At 49.2% G+C, this 25,984-nt stretch carries 18 protein-coding genes; 11 read left to right on the top strand and 7 right to left on the bottom strand.

Annotated features, from left to right (window positions below; all coding sequences use genetic code 11):
* Window positions 1-68: 68 nt before the first annotated feature.
* The 3 genes from R7P35_RS00445 to R7P35_RS00435 all read right to left on the bottom strand — a co-directional run bounded on the left by R7P35_RS00445 (window position 69) and on the right by R7P35_RS00435 (window position 5,389).
* Window positions 69-992, bottom strand: coding sequence for a Fe(3+) dicitrate ABC transporter substrate-binding protein FecB (locus R7P35_RS00445; RefSeq protein WP_025768676.1), 924 nt, complete (start codon window positions 990-992; stop codon window positions 69-71).
* A 101-nt stretch (window positions 993-1,093) separates the two neighbouring features.
* Entirely contained in the window at window positions 1,094-3,232 is a 2,139-nt protein-coding gene (pvuA, locus tag R7P35_RS00440; RefSeq protein WP_053303931.1) for a TonB-dependent siderophore vibrioferrin receptor PvuA, read from the bottom strand.
* A 120-nt stretch (window positions 3,233-3,352) separates the two neighbouring features.
* Entirely contained in the window at window positions 3,353-5,389 is a 2,037-nt protein-coding gene (locus R7P35_RS00435; protein ID WP_053303932.1) for a TonB-dependent receptor, read from the bottom strand.
* A 250-nt stretch (window positions 5,390-5,639) separates the two neighbouring features.
* Here R7P35_RS00435 and R7P35_RS00430 point away from each other — a divergent pair, with 250 nt between their 5' ends.
* From R7P35_RS00430 to R7P35_RS00410, 5 genes are read left to right on the top strand one after another with little or no spacing between them, the layout of a single operon-like run.
* A complete protein-coding gene (locus R7P35_RS00430) occupies window positions 5,640-6,851 on the top strand; it encodes an acetyl-CoA carboxylase biotin carboxylase subunit family protein (RefSeq protein WP_213904654.1) in 1,212 nt (403 codons plus the stop codon).
* Window positions 6,848-8,680 (top strand): IucA/IucC family protein, encoded by a 1,833-nt coding sequence (locus tag R7P35_RS00425; protein WP_213904655.1) that lies wholly within the window; start codon window positions 6,848-6,850, stop codon window positions 8,678-8,680. Before R7P35_RS00430 ends, R7P35_RS00425 begins: the two co-directional genes overlap by 4 nt.
* A gap of 5 nt (window positions 8,681-8,685) precedes the next feature.
* Window positions 8,686-9,891, top strand: a complete 1,206-nt coding sequence (locus R7P35_RS00420) for an MFS transporter (protein ID WP_213895986.1) — start codon at window positions 8,686-8,688, stop codon at window positions 9,889-9,891.
* Entirely contained in the window at window positions 9,863-11,692 is a 1,830-nt protein-coding gene (locus R7P35_RS00415; protein ID WP_213904656.1) for an IucA/IucC family protein, read from the top strand. Before R7P35_RS00420 ends, R7P35_RS00415 begins: the two co-directional genes overlap by 29 nt.
* The gene (locus R7P35_RS00410) at window positions 11,685-12,887 is read left to right on the top strand and encodes a type III PLP-dependent enzyme (protein ID WP_213904657.1); all 1,203 of its coding nucleotides are present in this window, start codon (window positions 11,685-11,687) and stop codon (window positions 12,885-12,887) included. Before R7P35_RS00415 ends, R7P35_RS00410 begins: the two co-directional genes overlap by 8 nt.
* Before the next feature lie 74 nt (window positions 12,888-12,961).
* Here the strand turns inward: R7P35_RS00410 and R7P35_RS00405 are convergent, their stop codons facing one another.
* The 3 genes from R7P35_RS00405 to R7P35_RS00395 are packed head-to-tail and all read right to left on the bottom strand — an operon-like array spanning window position 12,962 to window position 16,336.
* Window positions 12,962-14,206, bottom strand: a complete 1,245-nt coding sequence (locus tag R7P35_RS00405) for an ABC transporter substrate-binding protein (RefSeq protein WP_182038144.1) — start codon at window positions 14,204-14,206, stop codon at window positions 12,962-12,964.
* Window positions 14,207-14,208: 2 nt separating this feature from the next.
* Entirely contained in the window at window positions 14,209-15,639 is a 1,431-nt protein-coding gene (locus R7P35_RS00400; RefSeq protein ID WP_213904658.1) for an ATP-binding protein, read from the bottom strand.
* On the bottom strand, window positions 15,629-16,336 hold the full coding sequence (locus R7P35_RS00395; RefSeq protein WP_017634509.1) for a response regulator: 708 nt from the start codon (window positions 16,334-16,336) through the stop codon (window positions 15,629-15,631). Before R7P35_RS00395 ends, R7P35_RS00400 begins: the two co-directional genes overlap by 11 nt.
* A 265-nt stretch (window positions 16,337-16,601) precedes the next feature.
* Here R7P35_RS00395 and ptsG point away from each other — a divergent pair, with 265 nt between their 5' ends.
* Window positions 16,602-18,044 (top strand): glucose-specific PTS transporter subunit IIBC, encoded by a 1,443-nt coding sequence (ptsG, locus tag R7P35_RS00390; protein ID WP_081886422.1) that lies wholly within the window; start codon window positions 16,602-16,604, stop codon window positions 18,042-18,044.
* Window positions 18,045-18,139: 95 nt separating this feature from the next.
* On the opposite strand, the gene R7P35_RS00385 is transcribed toward ptsG, so the two are convergent.
* Window positions 18,140-18,586, bottom strand: a complete 447-nt coding sequence (locus tag R7P35_RS00385; RefSeq protein ID WP_033906624.1) for a DUF302 domain-containing protein — start codon at window positions 18,584-18,586, stop codon at window positions 18,140-18,142.
* A gap of 227 nt (window positions 18,587-18,813) precedes the next feature.
* Between R7P35_RS00385 and R7P35_RS00380 the strand changes: the two genes are divergently transcribed.
* The 5 genes from R7P35_RS00380 (at window position 18,814) to R7P35_RS00360 (ending at window position 25,975) form a co-directional block, all read left to right on the top strand.
* Window positions 18,814-20,805, top strand: coding sequence for a U32 family peptidase (locus R7P35_RS00380; RefSeq protein ID WP_064369561.1), 1,992 nt, complete (start codon window positions 18,814-18,816; stop codon window positions 20,803-20,805).
* 105 nt (window positions 20,806-20,910) lie between these two features.
* Complete coding sequence (locus R7P35_RS00375) at window positions 20,911-21,156, top strand: DUF3297 family protein (protein WP_025768686.1); 246 nt, start codon at window positions 20,911-20,913, stop codon at window positions 21,154-21,156.
* A 487-nt stretch (window positions 21,157-21,643) separates the two neighbouring features.
* On the top strand, window positions 21,644-22,354 hold the full coding sequence (locus R7P35_RS00370) for an ABC transporter ATP-binding protein (protein ID WP_054576548.1): 711 nt from the start codon (window positions 21,644-21,646) through the stop codon (window positions 22,352-22,354).
* Entirely contained in the window at window positions 22,341-24,851 is a 2,511-nt protein-coding gene (locus R7P35_RS00365) for an ABC transporter permease (protein WP_205391315.1), read from the top strand. The genes R7P35_RS00370 and R7P35_RS00365 overlap by 14 nt, the downstream gene beginning before the upstream one ends.
* The gene (locus R7P35_RS00360; RefSeq protein ID WP_158155563.1) at window positions 24,851-25,975 is read left to right on the top strand and encodes a lipocalin-like domain-containing protein; all 1,125 of its coding nucleotides are present in this window, start codon (window positions 24,851-24,853) and stop codon (window positions 25,973-25,975) included. The genes R7P35_RS00365 and R7P35_RS00360 overlap by 1 nt, the downstream gene beginning before the upstream one ends.
* Window positions 25,976-25,984: the final 9 nt, after the last annotated feature.

Genomic DNA, 25,984 nt, shown 5'->3' with positions numbered 1-25,984 from the left:
GACAAACAAGCTCGCTTTCCAATGCGATTTGCTAACCGAAGACGCGCTTTCCGAGCTTATCGCCGCACTCATGAGCGCTCCAATAACGCTTCAAGATTGCGGGCAATTTCTTCCGCAGCCAACATGCCGCGATTTAACGACCACAGTTCAGGAGAAACCTCAACAAGTTGCTGTTTTTTCGCAGCAGTTAGCAACTTAAACAATGGATTTTTGCGCCACTCATCCACAATATTTGGTTGAGAGTAAAGTCCAACTAACAACCAATCAGGGTTGGTTTTTAGTAAAAGTTCGAAACTGGTTGGGATATACGCTTTTTGCTCAGATGGAGCCAGCGGGCTTTGGATGCCCAGCATACTCAAAACGCCCCCAGCGTAAGAAACCGGGCTATGCAACCACATCCCTTTGTCAGAAACCACACCAAACTGAATGGTTTCTTGTGTTGCAAAATGCTGTTTGAACTCCGCCATTGTCTGTTTGTGCTGCTCAATTCGTTGTGTCATTTTCGCTTGTTTGCCAATTGCCACGCCGATTTTGTGTGCGGATTCGAGATTTTCTTGATATGTCTCACCACGGCTTTTTAACAGCAAAGTTGGCGCAATTCGCTGCAAATCTTGATAAATCGCGCGATGACGTTCTGCATCAGCAATGATCAAATCCGGCTTGAGCACCGCAATCGCCTCTAAACTCGGTTGCGAGCGCATGCCGACCGATTGCCAAGGACCAACCTTGGCACGAACAGCAGGAATGACTCGTGTGGCATCGTTGTCATCGGCGACGCCTACAGGTGAGACATCGACTGCCGCTAATGCATCGACAAACGAAAATTCTAAAACCACAATACGTTGAGGTATCGCTTCTAGCTCAAAAGTGCCTTGCTCATCTTGCACGCTGCGCGCCTGAGAAAATGCGCTAAATGACATCAAAGCTGAGCTCAACAGCATCAGCAAAACGGTTGAAAAGTGTTTGATCGTAAATTGTTTTTTATTTTTCATCTTGCTTTTTTCCAGTCCTAAGAGTTTTCCATTACCTAAGATCGGCAAAGTCGCCAAGGTAAATTGGCGACTTTTCTTTTCAAACTCGGTGAACGAAACGCTTAAAACTGATAGTTCAGATCCAGTGTGTAAGAGCGTCCCGGAGCTGGGTACCGACCAACTGGGCTTGTATCAATCCCGCGGAAGTAATACTCCTCGTCAAACAAGTTGTTCACCGCAACATTCATGCGTAACTTGCCTTTGTCGTCTTTGTATAAATCCGTCCCCAAGTTGAAGTTCCACACCATGTAAGATGGTACTTTACCCGTTGCGCCAGTTGCATCTTCGGCACTGGTGTTGGCGTTATCGGTATACGAATCACTAAAGTAGAAGCCCGATAGCGTGGTGTCCATGCCGTAAAATGCGTAGGTTGCATCCCAACCAAGCTGATGCTTAGAGGTGTAAGGCAGTTGATTACCTTTATTCGCGCCTTCTTCTTCAAGCGTAGCGTCTAGATAGTTGTAGCTTGCGCCTAAACTCAGTGCAGGTAGTGCTTCAGGCACGTAACGAGCAGAAAGCTCTATGCCTTGGTGAAGTGTTTTTCCGATGTTATCGAAGGTCTGCGTTGAGCTTTGCCATTGCAATTGATCTTCAAAGTCGATGCGATAAAGTGCAGCGTTAAAGCTGGTCGCATCTTGGGTGTAACGCGCGCCGACTTCGTAGTTCCAAGCCAGTTCGCTACCTTCTTCACCCAAACCTCGGATGTAGGCAATTTGTGGCGCACGAAGTGATTTTTGCGCGTTCGCATACGTCACCCACTGGTCAGTTAAGTTGTATGCCACCGTCAAACCTGGCAACCATTCCGTCACGGTGTTGTCTGCCGTTTGTTTTTTACCACGATCGGTAAACGTCATTCGAACCGACTCAACACGCAACCCAGGCGTTACCTTCAATGTATCATTGAACAAACCAATTTCGTTGCTAACGTATCCAGCAAACGCGTCCGTATCTAGATGCCAATCACGCGGAACGCTGGTTGCACCACCGGCGATTGGAGTCTGAGTGAGTTTGTAGTCAATGTCTTCATTAACATAACGGGTACCCACGATCCAGTTTTGAGTAACGGATTTACCTTCGCCAAAGTACATCGCCATTTTTGGCTCTATACCATACACGGTAAATTCACGTGGAGAGGTACGAACGTCCGTCGCTGGCAGAGCCGGATCCGCCCAATGGCCACCCGCGCTGTTAAAGCCCCACTTGAAAAGACGCTCTGACTTATGGCCAAACGTTAGCACTTCTAGCTCGGCACTGTCGGCAAATGGCAAATCGTGGATGTACTTAACACTCCAGCGCGTCGACTTACCTTCATAATCATCGTAAGGACGTTTCGATTGGTGACGATCTTGCTCGTAATCTTGTGGCGAAAGTGCGCCCGGCATTTGCGTTTCAGCATCGTAACGTTGCAGGAATGCTTGAATCTCTTGAGTGTCACTCAGTAGCCACTGTGCTTTGGCTTGGAAGTTCTTCACGTCCGTATCGGAATGTTCACGGAAGCTTTCACCTTTTAGGAAGTTACCTTCCAACTGTAGTGCAAATGTGTCGCTTAACCAGCCGCCCGTGCGTAGGTAAAAATCATTCAGCGGCGCATCACCGCCATCAAACACGGTAAGGCGGTTACTGATTTCAGTTTGCCACGTGTGTGGAATCGGTTTGGTCACTAAGTTGATCACACCACCGACGTTGTTTGGGCCGTACTGTACTGCGGCACCACCGCGTACAATGTCAATACGATCAAGCATCGACAGTGTTGCTGGGAAGATAGACTGACCAGTGTGACCATATGGCGCAAGTGTTAGCGGTACACCATCCATCAAGAACTGAGCATGACCACTACGGCTTGCTTTCAAACCACGTACGGAAATGTTAGGCAATACGCCCGTTCCGCTTTCATCCTGAACTTTAATACCCGGCACGCGCTGTAGCGCGTTATCAATCGAGCCTGCGGCGGTTTTCTCGATTTGATCGCGGGTAATGACGGTACGAGCACCTGGGTACTCTTTGACGTCTTCAATTTCAGATTTACCAATCACGCTACCAGTGACAACGACGGTTTCCATCGCGGTAGTTTGTTCTTTTTTAGCAGGAGCGGCAACCGCGCTCATGGATGTGGCAGAAGCGATTGCAATCGCAAGCACACTGTAAGTGGTAGACAAACCAGCACGTACACGCACTTTACCATCCAAATTCTGGTAAGACATTAAGATCTCCTTTGCGAGAAATTGAGCCTCGGGCAGAATACATCCCGTAGGCTCTCGGGGCTAAACATCCTCAATATGAGGAAAAAATCGGCTAACAGGCGCTAACTACGCACAAAAAGCCTAGAACTGATATCCGTAGCTGAGCATAAACTCGGCTGGTGCGCCGTAGCCAATCTGGTTTAAGCCAGACGTGCCGTTTGTTGCGCCAAGAATGTATTTCTCATCCAAAATGTTGTAAGCGTTCGCTTGGATTTTATGACGACCAGTGGTGTACGCCGCCATCAAATCCACCGTTGTGTAATCGCCAAGTGCGACAGCTTCGTCGTTACCTGCGTAACGGTCGCCCACGTACTTCACACCACCGCCTAAACGCCAGTTGTCATTCAATTGGTAAGTGCTCCAAAGAGAGAACAAGTGGTCTGATACATCGTTCGGCTTTTTGCCTGTGGCTTTGTCTTCCGCGTCCAAGTAGCTGTAACCCACAGAGATGTCCCACTGTTTGGTGATTTGACCGCGAGCCTCTAATTCAATACCTTGGTGACGCACTTCAATTTTATCGATCACATCGCCGTCCACGTTAGTTTGTGGTTGCTCTTGATCAATCTGGAACAGTGCCGCATTCAACATTAATGCGTTATCCAAAAGGTACGCTTTCGCACCCACCTCTTTTAAGTCGGTGTGGAAGAATTCCGCCAATTTTGGATTGATGTAGATACCAGCGTACGGTAACTGCCAAGAGCGCGCTAAACTGGCGTATACGGATGTGTCGGAATTGATGCGGTATACCAAACCAGCACGGTAGCTGACTTTGTCATCATCCAATTTTTCCTTATCTGAGCCCGCTTTTTGTTGTTCGAGCTCCATCGAGTCGTAACGCACGTTACCGATCAAAGAAAGGTCGCCCCACGTATAGACGTCTTGCACATACAAACCTGTCGTGGTGGTGGTATTGTCACGAAATGGCTTAAAGCCCGGATCAGGCGTTGGACCAACGACTGGGTCGTAGATATTTTGCGGAGGAAGCGTTTTGTCACTTGCCAACGTTAGGTCGATATCGATCTGGTTGAAATCTGCACCCACCATCAATTGATTGTCCCTGGTTTCCCAAACCAACTCAGATTGTAAAGTGGTCGTAGTACGTGGATCGTAACCAAAGTTGTTGACGGTTTGAGACACTTCATTACCCGTCACTTTGCCCTGACGCGTGCCTTTTTGCTCAAGTTCGATATGGTTGAATGCCGCTCGGTTGTTCCATACCCATTGATCATTCAGACGCCATTCGTAATCCACCGCAATACGGAGACTGTCTGACTCCTGATAGTCGTTTGTGCCGCCAAAGTAAGTGCTTACTGGCAAATCAACTGGCTTGCCATTTTTTGATGGCACACCACGATACGGCACTAGTTCTTGATGGGCGTATTCCACGTCAACATCAATGGTGTGACCTTCCGCTGGTAACACACGAATGGTCGGTGCAATGAAGAAATCGTTTGAATCAACATGATCAACGTACGAGTCGGCTTGACGGTATTCCAAGTTAATACGCCCGTTGACCTTATCTGTAAACGCCATTGAGCTGTCGACCTGACCGACATACTGGTTGTTGCTACCTACACTGCCGTTTACGTGAGTAAAATTCTCACCGTTAGCGCGTTTCGTCACCAAGTTGATGATGCCCCCAGCCGAGCCACGGCCATACAAAGCGCCCGCAGGGCCTTTCACAATTTCAACGCGTTCAACATTCGCTAAGCTGCGGTAAGACTGCAACGTACCGTCATCTCGCAAGCCATCACGGTACATATCGTTGAGTGAATCAAAACCACGTATCATGAACTGATCGCGGCTGCCTTCGCCCAAGGTGTTATTGACCCCGGCTACCCCATCTAGCGCATCCACTAAGCGCACCGCGCCTCGGTCTTGCATTTCTGTTTTCGTTACTACGGATACCGCTTGTGGCACATCAAGCCATTCCACATCGGTTTTGGTGCCTGATTGAGGCATGTGTTCAGCATAACCTTCGTACTGATGACCGAAGACTTGAATCGTTTCAGTTGCTGATGGGGTTGAGTTCGTCTCTTCTGAAGCCACTGCGCTTGGTGCTACTAATGAAGAACCAATCGCGACCGCCAAGGGGGTCAGGGTCAATAATTTATTCATTCCATAATTCCGTTTAGTTGTTATAAAGCCAACGGATGGAAATAAGAACAAATATTATTTCTATTTGCAATATTAATTTTATGCTCTATATTTATTTACCCTAAAAACACAACTAACAACAAAAAAAACCAAATATCATAACAATAAACACTAAAACTTCTGCCCTCCGTCTCGAGAGAGGCACATTGGAAGACGACCGTGAGCGACTTTATCAACGTTAGAAGAAAATGTTAGAAAATTAGGAAAGCTCATGAAATCTACGATGATTATCGTAAGTCATGTCGTTAACGATGCAGTCACTCACGGCTTTGTGCCTGCAGCTAAAGCGATGGACCTTCACGTCGTTCTTATCACCGACCACAAGCTAAGCCATTTAGAGCTGGCGAGTCGTGATAGTCACTTTAATCCGGATACCATTCTAGAATGTGATGTCTTCAACCCATTAGAACTCATCGAAACCATCACGGAGCATGAATTAGAGCCAGACGCTATTTTCAGCAATAGTGATCACTTACAAACTTCCACCGCCATCTGCGCGCAATTTTTTGGCCTCCCATCCAAAGATTGGTCTGTCACGTTAAAGGCCAAAAACAAACACTTAACTCGACAGGTGTTAAATGAAAAATCCTTACCCAACACACAAAGCTGTTTGCTGCATCGCCATTCGAATGTGGCATTAGGCATGGCCTTCCCTGTCGTAGCAAAACCCAAAGAAGGCGTGGCAAGTTTAGATGTACAGCGCTGTGACTCCCAAAGCGAGCTCGATGCTTACTCCGAGGCGTTTTGGCAAAAGCACCCAAACGCCGCCATTCTGGTGGAGCAGTTTCTTCAAGGACCGTTGGTTACGCTCGAAACTTTAGGAGACGGTAACCAACTTATCGCCGTGGGCGGTTTTGATGTGTCGCTCTCTGAGCCGCCTTACTTCATCGAAACCGCCGCAGACTGGAACGGACCAAACGGCATTGCTCACCGAGAAGCTTGCTTGGCTCAACTGAAAGCGTTCGGCGTTGGTTTTGGAGTTTGCCACAGCGAATTTATCATTACGGAAAATGGCCCGGTTCTGGTGGAAATTAACTACCGCAGTATTGGAGATGGCCGCGAATTCTTGCTCAACAATCTCGCTCACTTCGGCTGGTTTAGCACGATTTTGGGTCTGCATCTGGGTCGAAGATTGGACGGCGATTACCAAATTCATGGGTCAGCGCACGTGCACTACGTAGTTGCGGGACACAGTGGTGTGATTGACGGAGGTTCGACGTCGTTCATCCAACACGATGACGATATCATCACCCAGCAACAGGTACTAAAAACCGCTGGAGAACACTTCCAACAGAGTTATTCCAATAAGGATTATCTCGCCCGAATTTCGATTGTCTCACCATCAGGGCGAAACCTCGACCAAGCGCTGCAGAACGCGCTTAGCAATTTCGATCTCGCTCCGACTCGTGAGGTGGCAGCATGAATGACAACGCTTTGTATCTAACGCAACGATTGATCGACACTTGCTTGCGCGAAGACATGTTTGGCATTTTGTCGAAGGCCAAGTTCAGTAGAGACGCGCCAAAAGGGGTAATTGTTCCTCAAGACGAGCAAGTCTGGCTGATATTTGCCAACTCTGATTTCACGTTGTATTTACCTGTTGCGCCAACGTATTACATGCAGCACTGGCGCTACGGTCACGCCAATGACGAAACACCACCAGGTTGGTGGGTGGAGAAAAATGGCCAAGTCGAGCATCAACAGCATTACAAAGAGTGGATTGCGCTACTAACGACACTGGCGCACGAGAGCTCTCACGAGTTGCTGGCGGGATACCTTCAAGAACTGGAATGTGCAGAGCAACACAAAGCGCTGTGTGACCAAGCGTTTCATCATCACGCAGACCACATTTCTCAACCAATATCCGAGCTTGGTTCTTGGCATCAAAAACTGCTGCTAGCCGATCAGATCGCTTCTTACCTTGACCACCCGTACTATCCAACTGCGCGGGCGAAGTTTGGCCTGAGCGATGAAGACCTTGCTAAGTACGCGCCCGAGTTCGCACAAAGCTTTGCTCTACATTGGATTGCGATCGAAAAATCACTGGTGACATTAACCAGCGAACAACCTGATTGCTGGCCAACAATGGAGCAAGTGGGGCTTCCTGCTGATTTTGCACTGAGCCACGTTCTGTTCCCTGCACATCCGCTCACCCTGCGATCTTTAGAAGCCTTACCCGAAGGTATGATAGAAGCGCCTTTAACGTATCTAGACGTGACGCCGACGCTTTCCGTTCGTACTGTGGTCGTGAACGAGGCACCGCACATTCACATCAAGGTTCCGCTGATCATGCGATCGCTAGGCACAAAAAATATTCGCTTAATCAAGCCTTCAACACTGTATGACGGCCACTGGTTTGAACGCCTACTCAACCACCTTGAACAAACGGACGCCGACTTAAACAGTCGCTTGTTCCATTGCAACGAAAAACACGGTGGACACGTCGGCGAGGATAAAACCTTCGCGTACATCGTACGTGAGTACCCACTTACTCATTGCGAAGACAAAGCGTTAGTTCCGGTTGCAGCACTGGCAAGCCCAATGCCTGACGACCGCTTGTTCTTAGAACACTTGGCAGAGCAGTACTATCAACAAGATACGCTGGCGTGGTTCAAAGATTATGTCGACCTATTATGCCAAGTGCACCTCACCTTGTGGCTTCGTTATGGCATTGCATTGGAGTCCAACCAGCAAAACGCCATCGTTGCTTTTGATCAACAGGGCAAAATGACGCTCGCGATGAAAGACAACGACGCGGCGCGAATTTGGCCAGAGCGCTTCCACTTTGCAACAGAGCATGCTGCCCAAAAACACGGCGCAAAACTACTTCCAGTGGATTGCGATGAACTGCTCGATCAACGCATCAAAGTCGACAATGAATTGGCGCTCGGTCAGATGTTTACCACCATCACATTACAATTGGATATCGCAGCGATTGTAGAAGCCATGGCAGCGAAGGGCATTGCCTCTTCAGCATCGCTTTACGCCATCGTGGCCAAAAGCATTGCAGAGCAACTCAACCGATTGAAAGGCGAAGGGTTAGAGACAAAACTGGCACGCGAGTTACTGCAAGAAGCACCTGATTTGTACGCCAAGTACTTGTTGAGCTCTGGCAGTTTGCTCGCGAAAGAAGCCTCCGGCGCGAGCGACATCAATAAGTTCTATGGTTTGTCGGCCCCGAACTTCTTACTGCTTTCTAGCGAAGAAGCGCAACGCGCCTACATAGAAGCCATCAAAAAAAGCGTACGTTAACGATTATGACCAAACTCATCTACAGTGTGTTGTTGTGCCACTTTATCGCTGCGTTTGCCGCGTTAGGTATGCCGCTATTTCTACCCGTCGTGTTGCCAACGTTAGGCGCAAGCATTGATGCGGACTGGGCAGGGATATTGTTTATCCTACCTACGTTTTGTACTGCGTTGGCAGCGCGATTTTGGGGCAACTTTGCCGATCGCTACGGTCGCCGCCGCTCACTCTTGCGTGCGCAACTTGGCCTTGCAGCAGGGTTTGCGCTGTGCGGCTTGGCAGACAACCTCGCCATGTTTGTGTTTGGTCTTATTGTTCAAGGAACCTTTGGCGGCACCATGGCCGCCTCGAACAGCTACTTATCTAGTCAAATTAAAGAAGCCAAAACACTCGGCAAGTCACTCAATAAAACCCAACTATCTGCTCGCTTGGCGCTGATCGTTGCGCCTATTGGGCTCGGCTGGAGCTTGTCAGAGACCAACCCGCTCAACGCGTACCTTTGGTTATGCGTTTTGCCTTTGATTGCGATGGGCATCACGCTAACACTGCCAGCGGATAAACCCGCCGACCAAAACCTCGAAAAGCCAAACTCAGAACCTCAGCAAGAAAAACCGGTTGCACAGAAAAACGCAATGCATGCCATTCGTTGGATCTTCTTTGCTCAATTCGGGTTTGCGTTTTCTATGGTGGTGACCTTTCCTTATTTCTCGCCGTTTGTGCAGCAATATGGCATCACTAACCACGCATGGATCGGTTTTTTGTACGCACTGCCGCATGGCGTCTATCTGTTGCTGGCAGGAAAAATTCACGTGTTGTCAGATGGGTTGAATCGCCATCAACCGCTGCGCACGTTGTGGCTTGGGTTTGCATTGCTTGCCGTGAGCTCTGCCTTGCATTTGATTGCGTCCGAAACCGCACTCATTGCTGCGAGAATTATCTTCGGCATCGCGATGGTGTGTTGTTATCACGGATTGCATCAGCATCTTGCGAGCAATCTGGATCGCAAACTCAGTGGCAAAGTATTTTCTCGCTTTGATGCCATGTCCAAATGGGGTGGCGTGGCAGCGGGATTTTGCGCTTCTTTCATTTCTAGCTTGGGGCTACTTGAGGTTCCTTTCCTACTTTCTGCGATAGTCAGCGTAATCACCTTGATCGCGCTGGTTCTCCACTCAAAATTTGGAAATCAACATGTTACAAACTCAATCCTCTCAGACTAGCGAGTTGCGCGCGCATGAGGTGCAGCTCAACCGTGAGAAAGCCCAACTCAACACGATAATGGGTGTTCTTAATTGTTACTTACGTGAATTTGCGCTACCGAATCAACAAGTGGAATGGCACTACCAATCGACATCGCTACCCCAAACGTTAAAACGCAACTATCCCGCTAAACAGCGGATAGCCGTTCATCTTTCTCAACAAAATGGCGTGTTGGTTTTGCCGATTCACTACGCGAGCAAACTGGGCAAAATCAAATTGGCAGAACTGCCTTGGGCGAAAATGCCGGGATCTGGTTGGGCGAAATTGGATGCCACGCAAACTCTTACGCTTTTGCTTAACTATCTCAAGCAGGTATTGGCTATCCCGTTTAACCATGAGCTGATCGAACAACTGGAAAATAGCGTGCTGGTTACCGAGCAGTTTCTCAACGTCGCGCCCAAATCGCATCACAACGAATTTATCGCTTCGGAACAATCTCTGATTTGGGGGCATACTTTCCATCCGACCCCGAAAAGTCGTTCGGGCGTCACCATGGATGATCTCTTGGCGTTTTCTCCAGAAGTCGGCGCGCAAGTCCCGTTGTACTGGTTTGAAGTGGATACGTCCTTACTTGATGTGCTGAGTTCCGACGGAGAAGCTAACCCTGCGCAGCGCATGCTACAACGGCTCGCGCCACAACACGCCACCAGCAATGGGAAGACCCTCTACCCTTGTCATCCTTGGGAAAGCTACACCATTTTGAGTAACCCAAGCGTGAAGCGCGCCATTGAACAAGGCAAGATCACGCCACTGGGTTTAGGTGGTGAAAAGATGCAGCCGACCTCTTCAGTTCGTACCCTCTACCACCCTGACATGGACTGGTTTGCGAAATTCTCCATCAACGTACGATTAACCAATTGCGTGCGCAAAAACGCGTGGTACGAACTCGACAGCGCCGTGCAACTCACGTCGATTCTCAAACCAATTAGAGAAAGCGAACAGCTGCACAACCCCGTATTTAAAGTGATGACAGAGCCTTACGCCACCACGTTGAATCTAGAAAGTGTCGCTGAGCACAACTGGGACGACAACACCAAAGCACGCGAATCGTTTGGGATTTTGTATCGCGAAAATTTCTCGCTGAGCGAAGTCGACATCTTGAAACCAACCCTCGCTGGCGCTCTGTTTGCTTACGATAATAACGGCAACAGTCGCATTGCTCAACGCCTTAAAAACAAAGCGCGTACTACGCAAAATCGCTATTCCGACATCGCGACACTTTGGTTTGAACGCTATTTGCATTGCCTGATCCCGGGCGTATTTAATTACTACTTCAAACACGGGGTGGCGTTTGAGCCGCATTTGCAAAACACCCTGATTGGCTTTGAGCAAGAGATGCCGTGTTGTGTTTGGATTCGTGATTTGGAAGGCACTAAATTACTGCCGGAGTTCTGGCCAGCAGAAACATTAACTGACTTGTCTGAACGCGCACGACAATCGGTTTACTACAGTCGCGAACAAGGCTGGAATCGCATCGGATACTGCACCTTTATCAACAACATCAGCGAAGCGATTTTCTTCATCGCAGAAGGTGATGAGCCACTAGAGCAAACGCTGTGGAATGCGGTGCAAAGTGCCATTGTGCATTGGCAATCAGTGAATGGAAAACAACCGGAACTAGAAACGTTGCTAAATGGCGGTCACTTCCCAAGCAAAAATAATTTCACCACGCGTTTGATGCAAAAAGCCGATAAGGAGTCGGGCTATACCCAAGTCGCCGCGCCTTGGCAGCAACACGAAAAAGGATCGCAACATGTCTAATTCACTCTCTCTACCGACACACGTTTGCCAACAAGTTCACACGCTCGCACGGCAGCAAAGTCAACCCTTGTGCGCGTACGTGTATGACCTAAGCGCCTTAGAAGAACACATCAAACAACTGCGTCACGTTTTGCCGAAAAATGTCGAGCTATTTTACGCAGCTAAAGCCAATCCATCGGGCCCGATTCTCAAAACGCTCGCGCCGTATGTCGATGGTTTTGAAGCGGCATCTGGCGGGGAGTTGGCACACCTCCACCAGCAACAACTCGATAAACCATTGATCTTCGGTGGCCCAGGAAAAATGCCAAGTGAATTGCAACAAGCGATTGAACTTGATGTCGATGCGATTCACGTCGAAAGCCTCACTGAGCTGCAACGCATTGGTGCGCTAACCGAGCGCCTCAACCGCCCTGCTTCGATCTTTTTGCGTATGAACATCGATATTGGCGACATCACGCTCAGCAAGTTGGCAATGGGCGGCAAGCCGACTCCGTTTGGCTTGGACGAGTCCGAACTGAGCAATGCTTTGATGTTGCTGCGCGATTTCCCGCAAGTGTCACTCAAAGGCTTCCATTTTCACTTGATGTCGCATCAGCTTGATGTTGAACGCCACTTAGCGTTAATGCAGCGCTATTTCCAAGTCGTGAAGGCGTGGCAGCAGGAGTTCGAACTCGGTGAGCTAATGATCAACTTGGGCGGCGGCATGGGCATCAACTACCAAAACCCTGAGCAACACTTTCCGTGGATGGAGTTTTGCGACAAGTTGGAATTCCTCATCGCTAAAGAGCAAGTTCAAGATTGGACACTGCGTTTTGAATGCGGACGGTTCATCACAGCGGCATGCGGTTATTACGTGATGGAAGTGCTGGATATTAAGCAAAATCTTGGCGAAAACTTTGTCATCGCGCGCGGAGGAACCCACCATTTCCGCACGCCAGCAGCGCAGAGCCATGATCATCCATTCGTCATCCTGAAAAGCGAGCAACACCATGAGATTTCTCACCCAATTCAGCATGCACAAGCGACCTTTGTCGGCCAGCTTTGTACGCCCAAAGATGTGCTGGCACGCAATCAACACGTCGCCCACGTCGATATTGGTGATTATGTTGTGTTTACCTTAGCGGGCGCGTATGCGTGGAACATCTCCCATCAAAACTTCTTGATGCATGAACCGCCGATCTTCTACTATTTTTAAACGGCATACTTCGCTTCATTCAAGCCCCAATCATTGGGGCTTTTTTATTCCATCTCAGCACAAATTCATTGCCATTAACCGCTTTGCGAAATAGCAATAATGCGTTTTATCAGCTCGTCGGGTTCCATCTTGGGATTGCGGTAAAAACGGAAGATTTCCGAGTTTATCGCTTGCTGAGCAACCGGATTGACCGCCATCGAATCAATCATACTCGGCACAGCGAGGTTGTGTTTAACGCCGTAATGAAAATCTTGATATGACTGGACCTGACACGGATTAAAATCGCTGATGTCGATATCGGTGCGTACCGGAATCGAGCCTTTTACCTTATTGAACTTGGCTTGAAACTCGACGTCTGCCAGCGCGCTTGCGGTTTGCTGAGCAGCCTCGGCAGAAAACGACTTGCTCGACATAAACACCAAGCTGTCCATGTTGTAGAGGAATACACCATCGCTGTCAGGCGTTGGGTAACAGCCGACCTCTTGCGGAACCGAGACTTGATTGGCGAGCAGCTCACCCAAAATCCAATCTCCGCCGATTTGAAACAGTGCTTGACCGTCGGCTAGCGCTTGGGTCGCCGTATCCCACTTACTGTCGGGCAATTGGTTGTCGATCAACAAACTCAGGCGGCGAAATTGCGTCAACGCTTGGCGCAGGGTATCGCTGTCGATGCTGTCTCGCTCAAGTTTAACCATTGCATTGGTGTAGAACTCAACGCCGCCAGTGGAGATCACTAAGTTCTCGAAAAGTTGGGCGACTTGCCACGGCTGCTCACCAACCGCGATCGGTACAATGCCATTTTGCTTAGCAAGCTCCATGGCGGCGAACATCTCTTGCCAGTTTTTCGGCGCGGATAGATTCAGTTGTTTAAGCAGCTTGTGGTTGACCCACAGCCAGTTCAAACGGTGCAGCGTAAGTGGCAGGGCGATATAGCCGTTTTGTGTTTTATTGATTTCGATAGACAGTGGGTAGAGCACCTCGTCCCAGCGCTGCTCATCGGCAACCGCGTTGACGTTGTGCAAAATACCGATGGCGTCCCACGCCTTAATACTTGGCCCTTCGATTTGCGCGAAGCTTGGTGGATTGCCCGCCAGCGCGCGAGCTTGCAGTACCGTCATCGCACTGTCTCCACCACCACCTAACACCGGGCTTTGCAGCAGCTCAATATCGTGCCATTTTAGCTGAGCTTTGAGTGTTTGCAGCGCTTGCTGCTCGCCGTCAGAAGTCCACCAATGTAAAAACTCTACCCCTTGTGGCGACTCAGCGTGAGCGACGCAAGGGGCGAGCAACAGTGGGAACAAGAATGCCAGTTTGTTCATAGTCAGTCTCTCGGGAAAATAAGCGTGGCGCAGAGGCCGCCAAACTGAGAATGGCTCAACAACAAGTTGCCGCCATGAGCCTTTGCAATGCTCTGTGAAATGGTTAACCCCAGCCCACTGCCTTCTTTATCGTTGCTAGCGCGGAAGTATGGCTGGCAGAGCTTTTCAAGTAATAAATCGTCAACACCGTCACCGTGATCTTCAATTTCAATCTGGATCGACTCTGGGCTTTCACTCAGCGTAATGTCCGCTTGATGGCCGTATTTGAGCGCGTTATAGACCAAATTCTGAATGCAGCGCTTAATCGCTAACGGTTTACCAGCAAAGTGGGTGCGGATTTCGCCGTGGATGCGAATCGTGTCCGGCGCATCAGCGATATTGGCGGAAATGTGCTGAATCAGTTGGGTGAAATTGATCGGCTCGATTTCCTCGTGGATATCGGTCTCTTTAATGCATTGCAATGCGCCTTTGACCATCAAATCTAGGTCGTTACTCAGGCGGATAAAGCGTTCTCGGTCGGCGTCGTCATCCAGCATTTCCGCCCGTAGTTTTAGGCAAGCAATAGGCGTTTTCAGATCGTGTGAAATGGCACTGAACAGCATCTCGCGGTCTTTAATGTGGCTGTCGATGCGTCGGTTCATTTTGTTAAACGCACGTACCGCCGCTTTCAGTTCGTTACTGCCGCGCTCAGAGACTTCGGGCACGTCTAATCGGCTCGACATCAGGGTTGCGGCTTTTGCCAGCTCTCGAATGGGTTGAATTTCTTTACGAACGATAAACCAGGTACACAGCAACAGCATTAGCGCGGACAGTAATAGCGTGAGCCATTGGCGCAGCTCAAAATAGTTAGTCTCTAGGTTGATGTAAGGCGCGGGTAGCACCGCCGCGAGATAAAACCATTCGTTCTGTGCGACTTCGACCTGCATCACCAGAATAGGCGGATTGAGGTCACCAAACGAAAGCGAATAATGCGCCCACAATAACGGCAGTTCGTCGATAGGTAGCTCGTTGTTGAACACTTTGAGTTTGTCGCGCTGGGTGAACTCCACCTCGATATTAGGAATGCCGCTCAGCTCGCTTTCTAATACCTCGCGAACTTGGTTGATGACCAACGTTTTGCGTTCGCTTTCTGGCAGTGGGTCGACGTCAATCTGGTGATTGTTGAGTGAGACGAAAAAGCGCGTGCCGCCCATGTTGCGCAGTTGATTGAGCACCAAGTGGCGATATTCAGAAGGGAGGGTTTGAAAGAAAGCGATGGTGGAAGAAGCGCTCAGTGCTAAGCTTTTGACTGTGGTGGTCAGGCCCTCTTTATCGCGTTCGCTGGCGTGTTGATACCAGATAATCCCGGATAATACCTGCGCCAGAATGATCACCAGCAACAGGAACACACTGGTGCGAACGACCAGTGATCCCGTCCAGCGTTTAATTCTCATAGTGCACGTCCGTGGTCAGCATGTAGCCTTTGTTACGCACCGTTAGGAGCAGCGAACGGTCTTTATCTTCAAGGTGATGACGCAAGCGGCTGATCTGCACGTCAATGCCGCGTTCAAACGGGTCGGCATCGCGTCCCCAGATCTCGCGCGCAATGTCATCGCGAGACAATATTGATTGCGCGTGGTTGACGAACAAACCGAGCAGCGACAAATCCGCGCCACTCAGTTGCTTGACCTCGCGGCTAGCAATGTGGGTCAGTTGCCGGGTTACGGTATCCAACAACCAATCGTCAAAACGCACTTTACGCGTCAGTTTGCTATTGGCGGTCGATTGGCTGCGTCTCAGAATGGTTTTGATGCGCGCGAGCAGTTCACGCGGGCTGAATGATTTGGTGATGTAGTCGTCAGCGCCCATTTCTAGCCCTGCGACTCGGTCGGCTTCTTCAGTGACGGCGGTCAGCATGATGATCGGGATATCGGAGTTTTTGCGCAGTTTCTGGCACAGGGTAAAGCCATCTTCACCGGGCATCATAATATCGAGGATGATCAAATCAGGATGGTGATCGTTGAGCAGTTGCCACATCACGCCGCCGTTTTCCGCGCAAAGCACTTCAAACCCTGCGCGGCCAAGGTAATCCGACAACGCTTCGCGAAGGTCGAGGTTGTCATCGACGACCAGTATCTGCTTGTTTTCCATCCTACTTTCCCTGTGTCCGTCCCTGTGCCTGCCCCTGAGTTTGGCGCTGGCCAATATGATGCATTCTTAAACGCCCATGCACAATCGAGCCGATTGCAATTTTCACTTCTCGGTGTAAGAGATTTGTAAGCGGCCACTTACAAACTGATTGCCTTTTGTAACCTTAGGCGCCGCCTTGCTCGCTATGATCATCCTGACCTTACGTGAAACAACATGACCTGAAGGAATCAGGTCCTACAACACTGGCATTCGTCAGGAGGAAACCATGTTTGCAAGTATATTTGGACAACTACAAAAAATAGGGCGGTCGTTGATGCTGCCTGTGGCGGTGTTACCGGTGGCTGGCTTGATGCTGGGTATTGGTAACGCGGGTTTTGCGTTTATTCCAGACGCGGTCAACAAAGTGATGCTCGCCGCCGGTGAAGGCGTGTTCGGCAACATGCAGTTGATGTTTGCGGTCGGTGTGGCGCTCGGGTTATCAAAAGGCAATGACGGTGCGGCTGCGCTCGCAGGCTTAGTTGGCCTAATTATTATGAACGCATCGCTCGGTATCGTGACTGGCCTGCGCGGCCTAGAAACTGACGCCACGATCATGGGCGTTGAGACGCTGCAAACCGGGGTGTTTGGCGGCATCTTTATCGGTGCGGTGGCGGCAATCATGTACAACCGCTTCTACAACATCAAACTGCCGGAATATTTGGGCTTCTTCGCGGGTAAGCGATTTGTGCCCATTGTCACCGGTCTATCGGCGATCGTCGTTGGTGCGATTCTCGCGTTTGCATGGCCACCTGTCGGACAACTTCTTGATGCATTCTCTCATTGGGCAGCGTACCAAAACCCTGTACTCGCGTGGGCGGTTTACGGCGCGGGCGAACGTTCACTACTCCCGGTTGGTTTGCACCACATCTGGAATGCGCCGTTCTTCTTTGAAGTCGGCAGCTATGTAGACCCAGAAACCGGCAAAGAGTTTACCGGTGAGCTCACTCGCTTCTTCGCGGGCGATAAAACCGCAGGTTATCTGTCTGGTGGCTTTATGTACTCCATGTGGGCGCTACCAGCAGCGGCATTGGCGATTTACCACTGCGCGTCTCCTGAGCGTAAGAAAATCGTCGGCGGTTTGATGATGTCTGCGGCGTTGACCTCTTGGTTAACTGGTATCACAGAGCCAATCGAATTTACCTTCCTATTCGTCGCGCCAGTGCTGTACGTGATCCATATTTTCCTAACTGGTATTGCGTTTGCGATCACCGCATTTTTGGAAATCAAACACAGTACTGACTTTGCGCACGGCGCGATCCAGTTCTTCCTTTACTACCCAATGTCGAGCAACGCGTGGATGTTCATCATCATCGGTCCAATCTGGGCGACGCTCTACTACGGCTTGTTCCGCTTCCTAATTGTGAAGTTGGATCTGAAAACGCCGGGTCGTGAAACCGACATTGCAGAAGTGAAGATTACCGGAGAGCCTGATGAAATTGCGGTGGATGTAGTAGCTGCATTGGGCGGCAAAGCCAATATTAAGTCAGTCGATGCGTGTATCACTCGTCTGCGTGTCTCGGTGAAAGACATCGCTAACGTTGATGTTGCTAAGCTAAAAGCACTTGGCGCGCGAGATGTGTTAGTGATTGGCGACAGTTTACAAGCGATTTTCGGCACGCAGTCTGACTCAATTAAGTCAAAAGTGCACAGCGTACTCGCCACCTCCTGATCTTACCTCCCCCAATCTAGGTAAGATTTGCCAACCTCCTTGTGAGGTTGGCTTTTTCGTTTTCGGAGTAAAAAAAGCGAAGCCAATAACCAGCCCTACTTCGCCGCCGCGTTGGTTAAATTGCCCAGCACGCCGCTGATTTTGTTCAATGCCTCGTCACAGCCTTCAATATGATGGCGCTGCTTTAAATAAATAGGATCGTTATAAGCTAACCACGTTTTGCCTTCATCATCTTCATACACCAACACTTTTTGGGGTAAATCGAGCGCCACTTCCTGCGCACAGATCATCAGTGGCGTGCCTACTTTAGGGTTTCCAAACACGATAACTTCGGTTGGTCGCAACGTCATATCGACTTTCGTGGCATTCTCTTGATGGTTAATGCGCGCAAAGACGTTCAACCCTTTTTCTTGCGCGATAGCGACAAATTTATCCGCCGTATTTTTTGCTGAATGCGTGCTCGCAACGGTTACCACACCCTCCCCAGCCAATGCACTCAATGACGTCAACGCCACGACCAACCCAATGATTACTTTTTTCATTTGTCGTCCCTTCCTCTCTCTGAGTCGAAAACTAGATATAGAAAAACCAAGTGTAGGAAAACTATAGAAGTCAAATTCCGCTATCGCGAATTGCACTCTACCCACTCAAGAGTCGACCGTGTAACACGGATTAATTGATTCAGATTAATAAAGCGTTAACTAGCTGAGCATCAAAAGCGTGAAATACGTAACATTTGCAGCCTATTTTAGTAAGAAAGAGAAAAGTAGTGACACGCGATCAATTTGAGTTATTAGCACCCGGTGGTGATTTAGATTCCATCAAAGCCGCCATTGCCGCTGGCGCCGATGCAATTTACTGTGGGCTCGACCGCTTCAATGCTCGTAACCGAGCGACCAACCTCACTTTAGATAACTTAAATGGCGTGTTAACGTTGGCCCATCAGCACAGCTGTAAGATTTTCCTAACGTTGAATGTGCTGATTTTAGAAAGTGAAATTCCAGCGATTGTTCGCTTGCTCAGCCAACTGAACACCACCAAAATCGATGGCGTGATCGTACAAGATCTCGGTCTGGCCTACATTCTCAAACATCACTTTCCCGATTTGGATGTGCACGCTTCAACGCAACTGAACACGCATAACGAAGGCCAAATCCTCTTTCTCAACCAGCTCACCGCAAGCCGAGTAAACTTATCTCGCGAACTTAACATCAGTGAGATAAAACATCTGGCGCAATTTGGTCGCGAGCACAACGTAATGATGGAAGTGTTTGTCCACGGCTCATACTGCATCGGATTCTCCGGAATTTGCTACATCAGTTCCGCTCGCAATGGCGCATCAGGTAACCGTGGACGCTGTAGCCAACCTTGTCGCGAACAGTACGAAACGACCAAAACAGGCAACAACTACCCACTCAATATGAAAGACAACTCCGCCTTTGGGGACTTGGAAGCGCTTGCTGATGCGGGTGTGTATTCGTTGAAAGTGGAAGGCCGCATTAAGAAATCCCACTACGTGTACACCGTGGTCGATAACTGGCGTAAACAGATTGATCGCTTGTGCGAGGGTTTGGAACTCTCTGAAGACACCACAGAGTTATACACAGTGTTCAACCGTGATTTCTCCAACGCATTTTTGCAAGGTGATTTCGGCAAGGCGATGTACATCGACAACCCGCGCGACCATGCTGTAAAGCATTTTTCGAAGGTTTACCAATGCCAGTCTGCTGATGATGTACAAGCGGTGAAAAAGAAACTCTACGATGACAAAACCGCGATCATTGAGAAAGTGGCAGAGCAAACTAAGTCGTTCGATGTCACTTCAACACAAGTATCCGGCAGCAGCTTGAAAGGGTCGATTGATGTGCCAACTCTGCCAACGTTACCTCAACCAGAACCTCGCCAAGGTGCGCCAAAATTATCGGTTCTGATCTCGTCAGCACAAGAAGCCATGCTGTGCGAATACCACGACGTTGATGTTTACTATCAATTGCCAATGGGATTGTCTGGTGAACTGAGCGCGATGATTGAATTGTTCCAAGCCAACCCAATGCTCAAACCTTGGTTCCCAGCCATTTTGATTGGCGAAGACTACCACGCCGCGCGCGTATTTTTGGAAACCATCCAACCTGAGTTGTTGATCACCAACAACTCAGGTGTCGGCATGATCGCAAAAGAGCTCGGCTTAGGCTGGGTGGCAGGCCCACAACTGAACACGGTGAACTCATACGCGTTTAAATGCCTTCAAGACGAGTTCGCGGCAAGTGGCGCGTTTGTTTCTAACGAGCTGAATATGAAGCAGGTGCGTCACATAAAGCGTCCGAAAAACATGCGCAGCTTCTACAGCATTTATCACCCGAACACTCTACTCACGAGCCGCCAATGTTTGTTTCAACAAACCGAAGGATGCCGTAAGGTGAAGGTCAACAAAAGTTGTTTGAAACGCTGTGATAAACGCACGTCTATCATCAACTTAAAAGACAATCCTTACTTGGTGCAAAAACAAAAAGGCAGCCACAATTCAATCTACAGCGAGCACAACATCTTAAACCTGCAAGTGCTGCACGATCTGCCGCAATTGTTTACCGATGTGTTGATCGATCTGTGTGATATCCAGACCGAAACAAAAGTCTCAGCAAGCAAACCTGAGTTGATTGACGCGTTCTTAGCTCTACTTGAAGATCACAGTGAACAAGCCGTCCAAACGCTGAATGCCATGATTCAACCAACAGCCAACGCGCAGTATTTAAAGGGGTTATAGGCGGTACTTGAAAGTTAAACAACGCATCCACTCTCAACATATCTTGAACACATACAGTGCACTGACTACAATAGCGCACTTTTTACGGAATTTAGGTCACACAAAATGACAGACACAGCTAAACCAGCTCTACCAGATCGCCTAGCGGGTAACCCACGTAGCCCATTCTTCATCAAAGAATGCTTCGAGCACCAAATCGGTATTCGTATCAACGGCCAAGAGCGCACAGACGTAGAAGAATACTGCGTGAGCGAAGGTTGGGTGAAAATTGCTTCTCCTAAAGCAAAAGACCGTTTCGGTAACCCAATGCTAATCAAACTTAAAGGCGAAGTTGAAGCGTACTACGTGTAAGCTGACCACGCTGAATATCTTTGAAAGCTCGAGTTTGACTCGGGCTTTTTTAATGCCTGTCATATCCCTTCCTCATTTAATCTCTTCCCTCTTATTTTCAGTACAAAGTAGGGTCTGTTTATCTTTCGAGATTAAGTTTTGTTCGAGATAAAATCGTTTTAGGCGAGGCAAGGAGTGTGTAGCCTAGCATTCTAAGTAAATACTCCTTAACAAAGCATAGAACGATTTTAGCCGAACCCTTTGGGCAGCGTTTGTTGGTCATTTCTCCTGCGTTATCAGCTTTTTCATGTAGGCTAACTACACATCAAAGCTTCTGCCTTGCACAAACACCCAACAATTCGCTGCAAAAATCAGCTCGAAAGGTCAACAGACCCTAAACTCGATGTAAATCGCTGTTTTTATCTGATTGTTGTCTAAAGTTTCTAGAGACATAACTGCAATAGTGATTGCCAAAAGAAACGACACCTTTTGAATACAGGGAGAGGAAATGGAAAGCCCACTTGTCACACTCAAACACGCCAGCAAAAGCTTTGTTGATGGCAAAGAGACACATCGCGTGTTGGAAGGCGTCGACTTCACGTTGAACACAGGAGCGAGTGTTGCGCTGACGGGCGCAAGTGGCAGCGGCAAAAGTACTTTGCTCAATGTCATCGCTGGCTTTGAGCCGCTTTCCGATGGTGAGTTGTGGTTAGATGGCGATAACACGGCGGCTTGGAAAGACCCACAATGGAGCCGATTTCGACACCAAAAACTCGGTGTTATCTTCCAGCAATTCAATCTATTAACGCCGCTCAACGTGCAGCAAAACATCGCCTTCCCTCTGCATTTGAATCAAAAGAAATGGAACGACTGGTGCGATTATTTGGTCGAGACTCTAGGCATCAGCCAACTTCTCGACAGACATGTTTCTGCCCTTTCCGGCGGTCAACAGCAACGAGTCGCTATCGCACGTGCATTGGCACACAAACCTAAGCTTCTACTCGCCGATGAACCCACAGGTAACCTTGACCAAAAAGCAGGGTTAGAAGTGATGAAACTGCTCAGTGAAATCACCACCCAAGGCAATACCGCCGTGCTCTTGGTGACCCACAGCCATGAATGCGCTGAATTTATGAAAGCACGGCTGCGATTGGATAACAGTCAGCTACAGAACAGCCATCAAGTAAACAAACATGAGCTTCACCATGAAGCAAACTAAGCCATCAAACACCAGATTCACTCATACTCGACTCGCCCTGAATCTGTTTGCAGCGCACTATCGGCAGGCGCCACTGCAAGCCGCCGCGATTCTGATCGGTATCGTGTTGGCTGTGACCTTATTCGTTGCGGTGCAAGCCATCAACCTCAATGCCAAACGAAGTTATGCGGAATCTACCGAGCAGCTTAGCGCACAAGCTCAGAACTTAATTATTCCACCAGCAGGGCAAAACTATCTGCCCGAGTCTCTTTATTTCACCCTTAGACAAAACGGGCTCAGTGCAGCACTACCTGTAATCGAAGGGCGAGTGAGAGACGAACAAGGGCGTCGCTGGTCAGTGCAAGGTAGTGAGTTGATTGCCGCAATTTCCTCACGTTCGCGCTATTCGTCAGAAAACCAACAAAACGTGTCTTTGTTCGACAGTGCTTTACCTTTACCTGAGCTTTTGGCCGGTAAGCCGATCGTGATGATGAGCCAATCTCAACATCAAAACTTAGGGGAAGTAGAAACCCTAACTCTGGATGACATTCCAACCCAAGTGGTGGTGCTACCAGACGAATGGCAGTTAGGTAGCCGAATGTTGATGGACATTGGCTTTGCCCAGCAACTGCTCAATAAACAAGGGCAGCTCAGTTACATTGCAGTTTTCCATTCGGGTGATAAAGGGGATAAAGACACGCAGGCAAATTGGCAGAAGCTGATTAGCGATCAAGGGCAATGGATTTCCAATAACCAAAGTACAGACCTTGGTTCGCTGACCGACAGCTTTCACCTCAACCTCACCGCAATGAGCTTACTTGCCTTTTTAGTCGGGCTGTTCATTGCCTACAACGGCGTAAAATACAGCTTGCTGAAACGCAATCGGCTGTTAGTGCAGATTCAACAGGCGGGCGTTGCGCCGAGCATTGTGTTCTCTGCGCTGTTAGTTGAACTCACGATTCTGGTTACCATCGGTGCTTCCCTCGGTTTTGTGTTGGGCATACAGCTCAGCCATTGGCTGCACCCGACCGTAGCACTGACTTTAGAACAACTTTACGGCGCAACACTGCTGCCCGGCACTTGGCAGTGGCAATGGTGGGCGCAAGCATTGCTGCTCACGTTAGCCGCCACCCTATTGGCATGTTGGCAGCACTTTAAACAGCGAGTGCGCCAACCGCTTTCCTCTCATGGCGGATTTTATCAAGCACCTGAAGCCTCTAACGAAAACCAATTGTTTTTGATAGGTGCTGCGTTAACGATTCTTGCGCTTGCGGGTTTATGGCTGAGTGAGCACCACCGATTTACCATGGCGTGGCTCGGCGTGCTTGTGGTGTCGATTCCTTTGTATCTACCCAAAACAATCAGCGTATTAGCCAATTGGTGTGAAAAACGCACCAGTTCCGGTTTGATGCAGTATCTGTTTGCTGAGCTGCGCGAGCTGATTTCTCCGCTTTCTCTCGCCATGATGGCACTGCTACTCGCCGTTACTGCCAATATGGGGATGAACACCTTAGTGGGCAGCTTTGAATCCACCCTTAAACAGTGGTTAGAACAAAGGCTGCACGCCGATATTTACGTCAGCCCTGCGCAAGGAGAAATCGCTGATGTAGAGCGCGCATTAGGGCAGTTCGATAAGGTTGAGACCGTCTACAAGCAATACTACGTCGACGATAACCTGCAAGGCTTACCGATTTTGCTTGGCACCAAAGACAAAGACACCTTAGAACAAACCATGGTATTCAAATCGCACTTGGAAAACTTCTGGTCACGCTTTTATCAAGGTAAGTTAGTCGCGATCAGTGAACCTACTGCGGTCAAACTGGGTTTATCACTGGGTAGCGAGCTCACGCTTGATGCTGTTCCAGATAAGAACCTGCTTGTGGGTGCGGTATTCCACGATTACGGCTCACCCAACGGTGAAGTCTTATTAGCACCCAAATTATGGCAAGAGAGTGGCTTTACCGACCTGCCAACAAGCCTTGGTATTAAAGTCTCGGGTGACCCACAAATCGTCTACGAGCAACTGCGCGAGCAATTGAATCTGCACCCAAATCAGCTCTACGATCAGGCGCAAATCAAATCCATCGCGTTGGATATTTTCTCGCAGACCTTCGCCATTACCCGCGCACTCAACGGTGTGACTTTAATGGTCGCGGTGATTGGCTTGTTCAGTGCTTGTTTCATGTTACTCGACGCGCGTAAAGCCGCTATTGCAAGGCTGTATGCACTTGGCGTCAGCCGTCGTAAATTAATGACCATGGTGGTCGGACAGATCGTCGCTTTAGTCAGTTTTACGCTGGTTATTGCCCTACCTTTAGGAGCCATGGTGGGATATGTGCTGACAGATATTGTCACCTTGCGCGCTTTTGGTTGGAGCTTAAATTATCTGTGGAATTGGAGTGATGCGCTGAGCATTGCGGCAATCACCATCTTGGTGGCAGTGATCGCAACCTTGATTCCGCTGTGGCGATTGGTCAGTAAGCCTGTCGTATCCAGTTTGCAAAGCGAGGTGTTGTGATGGTTCGATTGGCAAGCAAGCTTACTCTACTCATAAGCAGCTTATTCCTATTCGGTTGTGAAGATGCCCAACAAAAAAATATGGGCACGCAAAATATGGGCACGTTGCTGGGCAGTGGAGATACACAAAGCGAGAGCAACTTATTCACACCCGTAGAAAAAGGGATTGAACTCACCTTCCCTGCAGACCATCAAGCACACCCAAACTTTCGTCATGAATGGTGGTACTTAACCGCTAACTTAATTGATGAAGATGGCACTCCACTTGGCGTCCAGTGGACACAGTTTCGCTTTGCTGCTGCGCCGCCAACGGGCGAAGATGACGTGAAGAAAACCGAATGGCAAGCTCAACAAATCTACATGGCGCACAGCGCAGTGACGACCGCAGACAAACACTACGCCGATGAAAAATGGTCGCGCGATCAAGCCTCTCTCGCTGGCGTCGACACTTCACCATTTCGGGTTTATCTCGATGATTGGCAGTGGACTTCTTCAACCACCGATCTCTTCCCTGCCACATTGAATGCAAACTCCGAACAGTTTGGCTATTCGCTCACTCTTACCAGCAGCGCACCGTATCAAAAACAAGGAGAGCAAGGGTACAGCACCAAAAGCGCCGATGGTCAGGTGGCTTCGTATTACTACAGCCAACCGTTTATTGATGTCTCCGGTGAAGTCACGATCGACAGCAAAACCCATCAAGTGTCGGGCAAAGGCTGGATAGACCGAGAGTGGAGCTCGCAATTCTTACTCGACTCACAACAAGGCTGGGACTGGTTTGCCCTAAGATTGAGTGACGACACCAGCTTGGTGGTGTTCCAGTTGCGGGATTCCAAAACCGGTCAAGCCAGTTACTCCAGCGCAAGGCTGATGCAGCAAGATGGGGCTGGCATCGCCATTTCTCAAAAAGACATTCAGTTAAAGGCGACCAAGCAAACAGAAATCCAAGGGCGAAAGTATCCAACCCAGTGGCGAGTGTCGATTACGAACCAGCAAATTGAGCTTACGGTTTCTGCACTCAACCCGAACGCAAAAATGCCCCTTTCTGTGCCTTATTGGGAAGGCCCGGTGCGTATTGATGGCTCTCATTCTGGGACGGGTTACATGGAGCTAACAGGGTATTGAAATATTGCG

This window comes from Vibrio sp. Vb0304 (genome assembly GCF_033338995.1).
In the GTDB taxonomy this organism is placed as follows: domain Bacteria; phylum Pseudomonadota; class Gammaproteobacteria; order Enterobacterales; family Vibrionaceae; genus Vibrio; species Vibrio alginolyticus.
Note: the sequence above shows the minus strand (reverse complement) of the source record. Positions and strands in the feature narration are given on the sequence as shown.

What these genes read in the sequence shown, in the direction of transcription:
- R7P35_RS00430 (WP_213904654.1), top strand. Translation starts at nt 5,640, where the DNA reads ATGAAATCTACGATGATTATCGTAAGTCATGTCGTTAACGATGCAGTC.
- pvuA (WP_053303931.1), bottom strand. Translation starts at nt 3,232, where the DNA reads ATGTCTTACCAGAATTTGGATGGTAAAGTGCGTGTACGTGCTGGTTTG.
- ptsG (WP_081886422.1), top strand. Translation starts at nt 16,602, where the DNA reads ATGTTTGCAAGTATATTTGGACAACTACAAAAAATAGGGCGGTCGTTG.
- R7P35_RS00435 (WP_053303932.1), bottom strand. Translation starts at nt 5,389, where the DNA reads ATGAATAAATTATTGACCCTGACCCCCTTGGCGGTCGCGATTGGTTCT.
- R7P35_RS00370 (WP_054576548.1), top strand. Translation starts at nt 21,644, where the DNA reads ATGGAAAGCCCACTTGTCACACTCAAACACGCCAGCAAAAGCTTTGTT.
- R7P35_RS00400 (WP_213904658.1), bottom strand. Translation starts at nt 15,639, where the DNA reads ATGAGAATTAAACGCTGGACGGGATCACTGGTCGTTCGCACCAGTGTG.
- R7P35_RS00445 (WP_025768676.1), bottom strand. Translation starts at nt 992, where the DNA reads ATGAAAAATAAAAAACAATTTACGATCAAACACTTTTCAACCGTTTTG.
- R7P35_RS00385 (WP_033906624.1), bottom strand. Translation starts at nt 18,586, where the DNA reads ATGAAAAAAGTAATCATTGGGTTGGTCGTGGCGTTGACGTCATTGAGT.
- R7P35_RS00415 (WP_213904656.1), top strand. Translation starts at nt 9,863, where the DNA reads ATGTTACAAACTCAATCCTCTCAGACTAGCGAGTTGCGCGCGCATGAG.
- R7P35_RS00365 (WP_205391315.1), top strand. Translation starts at nt 22,341, where the DNA reads ATGAAGCAAACTAAGCCATCAAACACCAGATTCACTCATACTCGACTC.
- R7P35_RS00405 (WP_182038144.1), bottom strand. Translation starts at nt 14,206, where the DNA reads ATGAACAAACTGGCATTCTTGTTCCCACTGTTGCTCGCCCCTTGCGTC.
- R7P35_RS00410 (WP_213904657.1), top strand. Translation starts at nt 11,685, where the DNA reads ATGTCTAATTCACTCTCTCTACCGACACACGTTTGCCAACAAGTTCAC.
- R7P35_RS00425 (WP_213904655.1), top strand. Translation starts at nt 6,848, where the DNA reads ATGAATGACAACGCTTTGTATCTAACGCAACGATTGATCGACACTTGC.
- R7P35_RS00420 (WP_213895986.1), top strand. Translation starts at nt 8,686, where the DNA reads ATGACCAAACTCATCTACAGTGTGTTGTTGTGCCACTTTATCGCTGCG.
- R7P35_RS00395 (WP_017634509.1), bottom strand. Translation starts at nt 16,336, where the DNA reads ATGGAAAACAAGCAGATACTGGTCGTCGATGACAACCTCGACCTTCGC.
- R7P35_RS00375 (WP_025768686.1), top strand. Translation starts at nt 20,911, where the DNA reads ATGACAGACACAGCTAAACCAGCTCTACCAGATCGCCTAGCGGGTAAC.
- R7P35_RS00360 (WP_158155563.1), top strand. Translation starts at nt 24,851, where the DNA reads ATGGTTCGATTGGCAAGCAAGCTTACTCTACTCATAAGCAGCTTATTC.